Genomic DNA, 10,858 nt, shown 5'->3' on the forward strand with positions numbered 1-10,858 from the left:
GGGCTCGGTGGGCCACCGGTCCGGCGGAAGGCGTCAGCGCTCCACGTCGCCGCGGATGAACGCCTCGACGGCCTCGTGCGCCGCGGAGTCGGAGTACTGCTCCGGCGGGGACTTCATGAAGTAGGACGACGCCGACAGGATCGGGCCGCCGATGCCCCGGTCGAGGGCGATCTTCGCCGCGCGCACCGCGTCGATGATGATGCCCGCGGAGTTCGGGGAGTCCCAGACCTCCAGCTTGTACTCCAGGTTCAGCGGCACGTCGCCGAACGCGCGACCCTCCAGCCGCACGTACGCCCACTTGCGGTCGTCCAGCCAGGACACGTAGTCCGACGGGCCGATGTGGACGTTGCGCTTGCCCATGTCGCGGTCCACCTGCGACGTGACGGCCTGGGTCTTGGAGACCTTCTTGGACTCCAGGCGCTCCAGTTCCTTCATGTTCAGGAAGTCCATGTTGCCGCCCACGTTCAGCTGCATGGTGCGGTCGAGCTGGACGCCCCGGTCCTCGAACAGCCTGGCCAGCACGCGGTGCGTGATCGTGGCGCCGACCTGCGACTTGATGTCGTCGCCGACGATCGGCACGCCCGCGGCGCGGAACTTCTCCGCCCACACCGGGTCGGAGGCGATGAACACCGGCAGGGCGTTGACGAACGCCACGCCCGCGTCGATGGCGGCCTGCGCGTAGAAGCGGTCCGCCTCCTCCGAGCCGACCGGCAGGTACGAGACCAGCACGTCGGCCTCGGCCTCGCGGAGCGCCGCGACGACGTCCACCGGCTGCTCGTCGGACTCCTCGATGGTCTCCCGGTAGAACCGGCCGAGCCCGTCGAGGGTGTGCCCGCGCTGCACGGTGACGCCCAGCGGCGGCACGTCGGCGATCTTGATCGTGTTGTTCTCGCTGGCCCCGATGGCCTCGGACAGGTCCGTGCCGACCTTCTTGGCGTCCACGTCGAACGCGGCGACGAACTCGACGTCGCGGACGTGGTACTCGCCGAACTGGACGTGCATGAGACCCGGCACCTTGGTGTTCGGGTCGGCGTCGCGGTAGTAGTGGACACCCTGCACCAGCGACGCCGCGCAGTTGCCGACCCCGACGATGGCCACTCGAACGGTGCGGCGGTTGTCGCCCATGCCGAGTCCTCCTTCTTGTTCTGCTTGGTTCATTCGTCCCGCTCGCGCTGTTCGGCCTGTTCGGTCGCGATCAGCTCGTTCAACCACCGCACCTCGCGCTCGGAACTCTCCAGCCCGAGCCGGTGCAGTTCCCGCGTGTACCGGTCGATCCGCTCACTCGTGGCCGATAACGAGGTGCGCAGCCCCTCGCGGCGTTCCTCGACCCGCCTGCGGCGGCCTTCGAGGATGCGCATCCTGATCTCGGCGGGGGTGCGGGAGAAGAACGCCAGGTGGACGCCGAACGAGTCGTCGTCCCACGTCTGGGGGCCGGCGTTGGCCAGCAGGTCGGCGAACTTCTCCTTGCCCTCCGCGGTGAGCTTGTAGACCTTGCGCGCCCGGCGCCCCCAGCGGACGGGGTCCGCCTCGGGCACTTCCTCGACGATGAGGCCGCCACGTTGCAGCTTGCGCAGCGTGGGGTACAGCGTCCCGTAGGAGAACGCGCGGAACGCCCCCAGCAGCTCGGTCAGGCGCTTGCGCAGCTCGTAGCCGTGCATGGGTGCTTCGTGCAGCAGCCCGAGGATCGCGAACTCCAGCACTGGCACCTCCCGCCCGATGAGCGCCGATGGGTGTGGTGAGTATATCGGTGCGATACATCCGCGTGCGCCTTCACGGTGTCGTGTGGCACACAGCGCCCCCTGCCTTCGGCGCACTGCCCTGAACGGCCCATCGAAGCGGTCGGGGCGCCACGTACTCTGGTCCCGTGTCGACCCAACGCCAGGTCGTGGACTACGCCCTGCAGCGCCGTGCGCTGCTGGCGGAGGTCTACGCGGGCCGAGTGGGCACGATGGAGGTCTGCGACGCGAGCCCGTACCTGCTGCGAGCTGCGAAGTTCCACGGCCGACCGAGCGACGTGACCTGCCCGGTGTGCCGCAAGGAACCGCTCACCCACGTGTCCTGGGTCTACGGCGACGAGCTCAAGCACGCGGCCGGGTCCGCGCGCACCGCCGAGGAGCTCACGCGCATGGCGAGCCTCTTCGAGGAGTTCACCGTGTACGTCGTCGAGGTTTGCCGCACATGTAGTTGGAACCACCTGGTGCAGTCGTACGTCCTGGGAACGCGTGGCCTGGACTCTCGCAAGCCGCGCAGGAGGACCGCGGCGGAGTGAACCTGCTCCGGCCACGGGCGCAGCTCCACCGAGGGGCTGTGGCGTACGACCACCGAACCGCGTGCGCTCGCACGCCGGTCTGGGAGGCCATTTCGTGAACGACCAGCATGACGACAGGCAACGTGGCGGGGAGCCGCAGTGGCCGACCGGGGAGGACCCGGACGGCGGCGCGCATCCTCCTCGGCGTGACGCCGGGGATCAGCCGGAGCGTCCGAACACCCCACCAGGTGGTTTCGCGCGCGCCGACGGTCCTCGGCACGGCACCCCCCCGGGTGGCTTCGCGCGCCCCGGTGGCGTCCCGCCGGCGGGGGGTGCGCCGGGCGGCAACCCCCCGGTCGGACCGCCGCCCGGCGGCGTCCCCCGCGGCGGGCCGCCCCCTCGTCGTCCCCACGGCCCCGGTGCACCCGGCGGCCCCGGCGGCGTGCCCGGCAACGGCGGCCGACCCGGTGTGCCCGGTCCCGGCGCGCCCGGCCCCGGCGTGCCCAACGGCAGGCCCGGCGGCCCCGGCGCTTCCGGTGTCCCCGGCGCGGCCGGCAGCGTGCCCGGCGGTCCGCCCCAGCGCCCCGCGACGCCCCCCGGCGGCGTGCGGCGACCCGGCGGCCCCGTCCCGCCCGGTGGTCCCGTCCCGCCCGGCGCCCGCCCGCCCGCGGGTGGCCCCGGCGGTCCCCGTCGTCCCGGCGGTCCCGGTCCGGAGCGGCGTCCCGGCGAGGAGCCGACCGACCTGCTGCCGCCCGTGCACCAGCAGAGCACGCCGCGCGAGCCCGAGCTCCTCACGCACCGCGAGGACGAGATCGAGCTCGAACCGTTCTACGACGACGAGTACGACGGGGAGCTGACCGAGGGGGAGGCCCGCGCCGTGCGCCGGAAGAAGGTCTGGCGCCGCGTGCGCCGCACCAGCTACGTCACCCTCGGCCTGATGATGCTCGCCCCGGTCGTCGCCTTCGCGGTGGCCTACCAGGTCGTGCACGTGCCCATCCCGGAGGAGGTCGCCGCCGGTCAGGGCAAGGCGATCTCGATCCGCTACTCCGACGGCTCGGAGATGACCCGGATCGCCTCCGGCGAGGCCAACCGCACCCTCGTCAAGTACGAGGACCTGCCGGACACCGTCAAGCACGCGGTGTTCGCCGCCGAGGACCCCACGTTCGAGACGAACATGGGCTTCGACATGACGGCCATCGCCCGCGCGGTCTACTACCAGGCCACCGGCGGCCAGTCCGGCGGCTCGGGCCTCACCCAGCAGTACGTGAAGAAGGCCACCGGCGAGGACGACGGGACGCTGACCCGCAAGTTCAACGAGATGGTCACCGCGTACAAGATGTCCGAGCAGCAGGACAAGAAGGACATCCTCACCGCGTACCTGAACACCATCTACTTCGGGCGCGGCGCGTACGGCATCAAGACGGCGGCCAAGGCGTACTTCGGCGTCGACGACCTCAAGCAGCTCTCGTACTCGCAGGCCGCGCTGCTCGCGGGCATGATCCAGAGCCCGAGCCGGTCCGAGGAGCCCGCGTACGCCCAGGAGCGCTGGGAGTACGTGATGAACCAGCTGCTCCGGTTCAACTGGATCGACTCGACCTACCGGGAGAGCGAGAAGCTGCCGGAGAAGGTCGACATGTCCGCGCAGAGCGGCCTGAACGGCCCCCGCATGCACATCCGCGAGCAGGTCATCCAGGAGATGGAGCGGATCGGCTGGGGCCTGGAGAAGTCGCAGAAGACCGGCGTCACCGTGCACACCACGATCGACCCCCCGATGCAGCAGGCCGCCGAGGACACCGTCCGCGAGGTCATGGAGGGCGAGCCGGAGGAGCTGAAGGAGTCGCTGACCGCGATCGACCCGCAGAGCGGCGCCGTGCGCGCCTACTACGCGGGCGAGGACGGCGCGGGCCTGGACTACGCGCGCAACACGCTCCAGGAGGCGGGGTCGTCGTTCAAGCCGTTCGACCTCGTGGCCGCTCTCAAGGCGGGCAAGGGCCTCGGCTCGGCGTACGACGGCCGGTCGCCGAAGGTGTTCAAGAACGTGGGCCCCGTGCCCATCACCATCCGCAACGCCTCGGACCCGGGCAACAGGTGCGGCGAGAAGTGCCCGATCCGCGAGGCGATGAGGCTGTCGCTGAACACGGTGTTCTACGAGATGGTGCTGGAGATCGGCACCCAGCCGGTCGCCCAGGCCGCGTGGGACGCGGGCATCCCGAAGACCGTGAACGTGCAGGGCGCGGAGCGGGCCCTGCTGACCAACGAGAACGGCGGCGCGCCGAACGTCGGCATCGCGCTCGGCGGCGGTGAGGCGCAGGTCAGGCCGTTCGACATGGCCTCCGCCTACGCCTCGTTCGCCTCGCGGGGCGTCTACCACGAGCCGTTCTTCATCTCGAAGATCACCGACGACGCGGAGAAGGCCGTCTACCAGCACATCGACGTGACCCGGCCCGCGTTCGACCCGGACCCGGTCAAGAGCCAGGACATCGCGGACAACGTCACCGAGGCGCTCAAGCCGGTCGTGTCGTCCACGCCGGCCCTGGTCTGCGCGGGCGGGCGCGAGTGCGCCGGCAAGACCGGCACGCACGAGCTCCCGGACGACGCCAGCCAGAACTCGAAGGCGTGGATGGTGGGCTACACCCCGTCGCTGTCGACGTCGGTGTGGATCGGGCGCAACGAGGGCAACAAGGCCCTGCTGAACGCCCAGGGCAAGCCGATCTTCGGCAGCGGCCTGCCCGGTGAGATCTGGAAGAAGTTCATGGACCGGGCCCTCAACGGCACGCCGCCGGAGAAGTTCGTCAAGGCGAAGCCGCTGAACCAGTTCGAGAACGAGAAGCCGGTCGTCACGACCACCACGACGACGGCCCCGACCACGACCACCAAGCGGGACGAGGAGCGGCCGACCTCCGACCAGACCACCACGGAGCGGCCGACGACCCCGAGCACGACCCGCACCCAGCAGCCGTGCCGGCCGCCGCTCTGCACGCCGTCGACCACGTCGGAGACGGACCCGAAGCCCGACCCGATCGGCGGCGCCACACCACCGAACGGCTGATCGCGCGGACGTGACGACAGGAGGGGCCCGGCGCGAGCCGGGCCCCTCCCGCGTTCCCGGACCCGCGTGCCCGGACCTCACCACCGCCGTTGACCGGTGCCCGTAGCATCCGTTCCCGTGGCCAGCCCTTCGCAGCACACGCAGGCGAACGCCGACGACACCGATTCCCTCGGCCCCGAGGAACGGGTCAGCCCGACGTGGACCGAGCCGCTCGCCCGCGCGGCGAGCAGACCGCTCGGCGGGCCGGTCGGCAGGCACGCCTCGGTGGGCAGGCAGTGGTTCTGGACGCCGCTGCGCGTCGTGCTGCTGTTCGCGGTGATCACGCTGGCGCTGGCGTGGTTCCAGAAGTCGCCGTGCGTCCAGCAGTACGTCGACGACAACGGCGTGGTGCAGCTGGACTGGCGGGGCAGCAGGCAGTTCGTCGCCATGTGCTACTCCGACACCGTGCCGCTGTACACGGCGGAGCGGCTCGACCGGCCCGGCACGTTCCCGTACAAGACGTCGTGGGTCGACGACGAGGGCAAGCCGACGGCGCACGTGCGGTACATGGAGTACCCGGTGCTGACCGGCATGTTCATGCTGCTCAACGCCCGGATGGCGCAGGGCTGGACGCAGATCGCGGAGTCGGGCTGGCTGCCGTCGCCGATGACCGTGATCGTGTACTTCGACATCACCGCGCTGTGGCTGGCGCTGGCCTGGCTGGTGACGGTGTACGCGGTGTCGCAGATCGCCCGCAGGCGACCGTACGACGCGGTGCTGGTCGCGGTGTCGCCGCTGGTCGTCGTGCACGCGTTCACGAACTTCGACACGCTCGCCACCGCGTTCGCCACCGCGGGCCTGCTGGCCTGGGCGCGGAAGAAACCGGTGCTCGCGGGCGTGCTGCTGGGGCTGGGCGGCGCGGCGAAGCTGTACCCGCTGTTCCTGCTCGGGCCGCTGCTGCTGCTGTGCTGGCGGTCCGGGAAGCTCAGGTCCGGGTTCACGACGGTCGGCACGACGTTCGCGACGTGGGCGGCGGTGAACGCGCCGATCGCGCTGCTCTACCCCGACGGCTGGCGCGAGTTCTTCCGGCTCAACACCGAGCGCGGCGTGGACCCCGACTCGCTCTACAACGTGGTCGCCCAGTGGACCGGCTGGCGGGGCTTCGACCCGGGGCTCGTCCAGGGCCAGGCGCCCGAGGTGCTGAACACGGTGTCCGCCGTGCTGTTCCTGGTGTGCTGCGCGGCGATCGGGTTCGTGGCGCTGTCCGCGCCCCGGCGACCGCGGTTCGCGCAGCTCGCGTTCCTGGTGGTGGCGGCGTTCCTGCTGACCAACAAGGTGTGGAGCCCGCAGTACTCGCTGTGGCTCGTGCCGCTGGCCGTGCTGGCGCTGCCGAGGTGGAAGCTGCTGCTGGCGTGGATGACGATCGACGCGCTGGTGTGGGTGCCCCGGATGTTCTTCTACCTGGGCGTGGACAACAAGGGCCTGCCGATCGACTGGTTCCTGGGCGCGGTCGTGGCGCGCGACGTCGCGGTGGTGGTGCTGTGCGCGGTCATCGTGCGCGAGGTCTACCGGCCGGACCTGGACAAGGTGCGCCAGGCGGGCGACGACGACCCGGCGGGCGGGGTGGTCGACGGCGCGCCGGACCGGTTCGCGCTGCGGTTCGGGAAGCGGCGCGGAGCCGTCGGCGCGGAGCGCGGGGCAGTCGGCGCGGAGCCCGCGGCGACGCCCGCCACGCCCTCGGGCTGACGGCGGGGCGGTCGGCCCCGGGGGTTCCTCCCGGCGCCGACCGCCCGCCGGCCCGCGGTGTCGGCGCCGGTGCGGAACCGGTCCGCGCCTCGACCGGGAGGGGTCAGGTGGCGGCGGGCTCGCGGCGGCGGGTCGCCTCGCGGTCCCGGAAGGTCACCTCGGACCGCAGGAACACCAGGAACAGCGCCACCAGCAGCGCGGCCCGGCCCCACACGCCGATCACGACCGCCTGCGCCGAGAACCCGTCGTAGATGCCGGACGGCTGGGCGAACTCGATCGCGTAGTACCAGCGGAAGATGCCGACGCCCATCGCGAGGTCCGCGACGAAGTACGAGGCGATCCAGCCCCAGTGCACGCGCAGCAGCACGAACATCGGCACCAGCCACAGCGTGTACTGCGGCGAGTGGACCTTGTGCAGCAGCAGGAAGCCGCACAGCATGGCCGCCGACACCGGCACCCACGGGTAGGTCCCCTCGACCCGGTAGCGCCGCCAGCCGATCCAGCAGGCCAGGGCGAACGAGGCGAGGATGCCGACCGGCGACAGCACCGACACCAGCGACTGCATGGTGCCGTCCTCCATGAACGGCCGCATCGCCCAGAACCAGATCGAGTTCGTCGTGATGTCGACGCGCCGGATGCCCTGGAACGCGAACGACGCCTTCCAGCCCTCCAGGCCGACCACGACGAACGGCAGGTTGATCAGCACCACCGTCACGACGGACGCCAGCGCGACCTTGACCGCGCCCACCCAGTCCCAGCGCCCCCCGCGCGGCAGGTCGCGCCCTCCCGGGCCGCCGGTCAGCACGTACAGGCACAGCGGCAGCACGAAGATCGCCGGGTAGATCTTGAACGCGAACCCGATGCCGAGCAGCACGGACGCCACGACGGCCCGGTGCAGCAGGGGCCGTTCCCGCTTGCCCCAGCCGCGGTGCACGACGTAGACCGCGGCGACCGCGCAGAACACGACCGGCAGGTCCCAGTTGTGGAACGCGTAGAGCACCACCGGCGGGCCGATGGCCCACACCAGCGCGCGCCACCGGCTGAGCTTGCCGAGCAGGTACCCGGCGGCCAGCCCGAACGGGGCCATCAGCAGCGCCGAGAACAGCAGGAACGCCGCGTCGGTGTGCGCGAAGATCGCGCCCGCCCAGATCAGCAGGCCGGTCAGCACCGGGTACTCGACGACGCCGCCGACCAGCACGCCCTTGCTGTTGATGCTGCCGTGCACGTACGGGAAGACGTGGCGGTCGACGTCGCGCCCGATCCACAGGTGCTGGATGTCGGAGTAGCAGACCTCGGCCTTGTTGCGCTCCTCGTAGTCCGGCGCGCTGCGGCCCCACTGGTCGAACCGCGGACCGGTGCACCGGTCCTTGTTGAGGAAGCCGACGAACATCGTCAGCCCGCACAGGAGGACGACGACCGCCAGCGCGGCCCGGCCGAAGCGCGCCGTCCCCGACCTGGCGCCCGCGCCACCCGGCACGGCCACCGCCTCCCGTGTCACGCTCATCGGCCCAGGTGCTCGCGGAGGAACGCGATGTCCTCGGCTTGCCCCTCGTCGGGTGTCTCGACCAGCACGGGCGAGCCCGCGGCGGCGGCCACCGCGACCAGCTGGTCGGGGTCGATGGTGCCGGAGGCGATGTTGGCGTGCCGGTCGCGGGACGAGCCGAACGCGTCGCGCGAGCTGTTGAGGTGCACGAGGTCGATGCGGCCGGTGATGGCCTTGACCCGGTCCACGATGCCCACGAGGTCCTCGCCGGAGGCGAACGCGTGGCAGGTGTCGAGGCAGAACCCGGCGTCGAACTCGCCGACGGCGTCCCACAGCCTGGCGAGCATGTCGAACGTGCGCGCCATGGCGTTCTCGCCGCCGGCGGTGTTCTCGATCAGGACCGGGACGGCGAAGCCGCCCTTCTCCGCCTGCCGCTCGAACATCTTCCGCCAGTTGGCGACGCCCTCCAGCGGGTCGTCGCCCTTGGCCACGTGGCCGCCGTGCACGATCAGCCCCTTGGCGCCGACCTCCGCCGCGGCCTCGGCGTGCTGGAGCACGATCTTGCGGGACGGGATGCGGATCCTGTTGTTCAGCGAGGCGACGTTCGCGACGTAGGGCGCGTGGACGAAGACGTCCAGGTCGGAGGCCAGCAGCCCATCGGTCCGGGGGTGCGGCTGCGGCGCCTTCCACCCCTGGGGGTCGGCCAGGAAGAACTGGACGACCTCGGCGCCGCGATCGGCGGCGGCGCCGAGCGGGTCGTCGTCTCGCACGTGGGCCCCGATGCGCATAGCTGTGCAGGGTAGTCGGGACCTGCAACGCCCCGACGCCGGCCGCCGATGTGGAATTCGTGGCCCGAGGGGGATGGCTCACGTCACCATCAGGACCTACGCTCGTTACTTGTAAGTAGGAAACGTGCTCGGCACGGCGAGGAGGCCAACGATGCGGACCCGGCTCACCCGGCTCTCGATCGCGTCCGCCGTGGTGTTCCTGGTCGGCGCGACGGGCTTCGCGGGCGGCACCGGCACGGCCCTGGCCGCCGAACCGGTGGTCGTCGGCGACTGCGCCGCCACCGTGCGGGGCGCTCCGGGCACGCCGGTCGCGCTGAGCACCGGCGCGGTCCTCGGCCCGGTGGTCGACCTGATCCGCGCCGTCCCGCTGCTGGGGCCGCCGCTGGCGGAGCCGTTCAAGCAGGCGTTCGCCGCGATGCCGCCCATCCCGATCGGCGCGGTCCCCACCGGCAAGGGCGTCATCACCGGCGGCGAGATCGCCAACAAGGTCAACGCGGAGCTGGCCGAGCTGCCGCTGCTCGGGCCGATCGTCACCACGCTCACCGGTTCGGTGCAGCGGACGCTGTCGGGGCTGTGCGGCGTCGCCGTCGAGGGCGTCAACGCCGTCGCCGCACCCGTCCAGGACGGGTCGAAGGCACTGGCCGACGCCTCGGAGGGCGCCGTGCGGCAGGTCCTGCCCGGCGCGCCCGGCACGCCGCCGCAGCCCAACCCCGGCACGCCGCCGCCCACCGGCCGGCCCGGCACCACGCCCGGCACCCCCGGCGCCCCGGGCACCGCGCCCGGCGGCGCGCAGAGCCCGTTCACACCGGTCGGCGGGGTCGGCGCGATCGACCTGCCGCTGTACGGCGCGAACCCGTGGGGCGGCAACTTCGGCCGCGTGCCGCTGTTCGGCTACGGCTCCCTGCCGTTCGCCGTGCCCGGCCAGTACTCGCCGTCGCCCGGCGTGCGCTACGGCGGCGCCGTGAGCGGCTACCGGCCCGGCTACGGCCTGCCGGGCGCGGGCGACCAGGACGGCGTGCAGACCGCCGGCCGCGCGCAGGCGCTGCCCGACCTCGGCCGGGCGGGCGGCGGGGTGGCCGCCCCGGTGCTGCTCGCCGTGCTGCTGCTGTCCCTCGTGACCGGCGCGCTGGTCCGGACCTGGGTGCTGCGGCGCGCGGTGGCCTGACCCCTCGGTGCGCGGCGGCCTGATCCGCCGATGCGCGGTGGCGTGCCCCCTCGGGTGCGCGGCGCGATCCGCCGGGTGCGCCGTGCCGCGACTCGCCGCAGGCGTAACGCGGCGTGCGGATTTTTCCTGCGAATGCCGCTATCTGACCACTCTGGGTAGTGGGAGCGTTACCTGGTCGTCATCTCCTCGATCCCCGAAGGGGCAACTCGATGACCAGGCGAACCCTGCCCGCGCTGTTGTCGCTCTGCTTAGCCGCCGCGCTCACCGCAGGGGCCGCCGCCACGGCCTCCGCGGCGACGGCACCCGCCCCGGACACCCCCGTCTCCGCCGACGGGAAGGTCGGGACCGCACCCCAGCTCGGGGCGGCCCGGTCCGGGTCGCCCGGGTCCACCGGCACCGG

At 72.2% G+C, this 10,858-nt stretch carries 9 protein-coding genes; 4 read left to right on the forward strand and 5 right to left on the reverse strand.

Going from position 1 to position 10,858, the window contains the following annotated elements:
* Nucleotides 1–33: 33 nt before the first annotated feature.
* A complete protein-coding gene (locus ACR807_RS38825; RefSeq protein WP_438926525.1) occupies nt 34–1,125 on the reverse strand; it encodes an inositol-3-phosphate synthase in 1,092 nt (363 codons plus the stop codon).
* A gap of 29 nt (nt 1,126–1,154) precedes the next feature.
* Nucleotides 1,155–1,700, reverse strand: coding sequence for a PadR family transcriptional regulator (locus ACR807_RS38830; RefSeq protein ID WP_438926526.1), 546 nt, complete (start codon nt 1,698–1,700; stop codon nt 1,155–1,157).
* A gap of 164 nt (nt 1,701–1,864) precedes the next feature.
* On the opposite strand from ACR807_RS38830, the gene ACR807_RS38835 reads away from it, so the two are divergent.
* The 3 genes from ACR807_RS38835 (at nt 1,865) to ACR807_RS38845 (ending at nt 7,022) form a co-directional block, all read left to right on the forward strand.
* Entirely contained in the window at nt 1,865–2,269 is a 405-nt protein-coding gene (locus ACR807_RS38835; RefSeq protein ID WP_438926527.1) for a DUF5318 domain-containing protein, read from the forward strand.
* Nucleotides 2,270–2,690: 421 nt separating this feature from the next.
* Nucleotides 2,691–5,297, forward strand: coding sequence for a transglycosylase domain-containing protein (locus tag ACR807_RS38840; protein WP_438926528.1), 2,607 nt, complete (start codon nt 2,691–2,693; stop codon nt 5,295–5,297).
* Nucleotides 5,298–5,414: 117 nt separating this feature from the next.
* A complete protein-coding gene (locus ACR807_RS38845) occupies nt 5,415–7,022 on the forward strand; it encodes a glycosyltransferase family 87 protein (protein WP_438926529.1) in 1,608 nt (535 codons plus the stop codon).
* A 103-nt stretch (nt 7,023–7,125) separates the two neighbouring features.
* Here ACR807_RS38845 and ACR807_RS38850 read toward each other — a convergent pair whose 3' ends face one another.
* Together ACR807_RS38850 and ACR807_RS38855 are read right to left on the reverse strand one after the other, a co-directional pair.
* Nucleotides 7,126–8,526, reverse strand: coding sequence for a glycosyltransferase family 87 protein (locus ACR807_RS38850; RefSeq protein WP_438926530.1), 1,401 nt, complete (start codon nt 8,524–8,526; stop codon nt 7,126–7,128).
* Entirely contained in the window at nt 8,523–9,293 is a 771-nt protein-coding gene (locus ACR807_RS38855) for a deoxyribonuclease IV (protein WP_438926531.1), read from the reverse strand. Before ACR807_RS38855 ends, ACR807_RS38850 begins: the two co-directional genes overlap by 4 nt.
* A 151-nt stretch (nt 9,294–9,444) precedes the next feature.
* Here ACR807_RS38855 and ACR807_RS38860 point away from each other — a divergent pair, with 151 nt between their 5' ends.
* Entirely contained in the window at nt 9,445–10,458 is a 1,014-nt protein-coding gene (locus ACR807_RS38860) for a hypothetical protein (RefSeq protein WP_438926532.1), read from the forward strand.
* Between the two features lie 178 nt (nt 10,459–10,636).
* On the opposite strand, the gene ACR807_RS38865 is transcribed toward ACR807_RS38860, so the two are convergent.
* The coding region (locus ACR807_RS38865) for a hypothetical protein (protein ID WP_438926533.1) at nt 10,637–10,858 on the reverse strand (222 nt) is incomplete at its 5' end.

This window comes from Saccharothrix sabaoui (assembly GCF_051756985.1).
Taxonomy (GTDB): domain Bacteria; phylum Actinomycetota; class Actinomycetes; order Mycobacteriales; family Pseudonocardiaceae; genus Actinosynnema.

Excerpts from the sequence above, each read along its gene's own strand:
- ACR807_RS38850 (WP_438926530.1), bottom strand. The coding sequence starts at position 8,526 with ATGAGCGTGACACGGGAGGCGGTGGCCGTGCCGGGTGGCGCGGGCGCC.
- ACR807_RS38855 (WP_438926531.1), bottom strand. The coding sequence starts at position 9,293 with ATGCGCATCGGGGCCCACGTGCGAGACGACGACCCGCTCGGCGCCGCC.
- ACR807_RS38825 (WP_438926525.1), bottom strand. The coding sequence starts at position 1,125 with ATGGGCGACAACCGCCGCACCGTTCGAGTGGCCATCGTCGGGGTCGGC.
- ACR807_RS38860 (WP_438926532.1), top strand. The coding sequence starts at position 9,445 with ATGCGGACCCGGCTCACCCGGCTCTCGATCGCGTCCGCCGTGGTGTTC.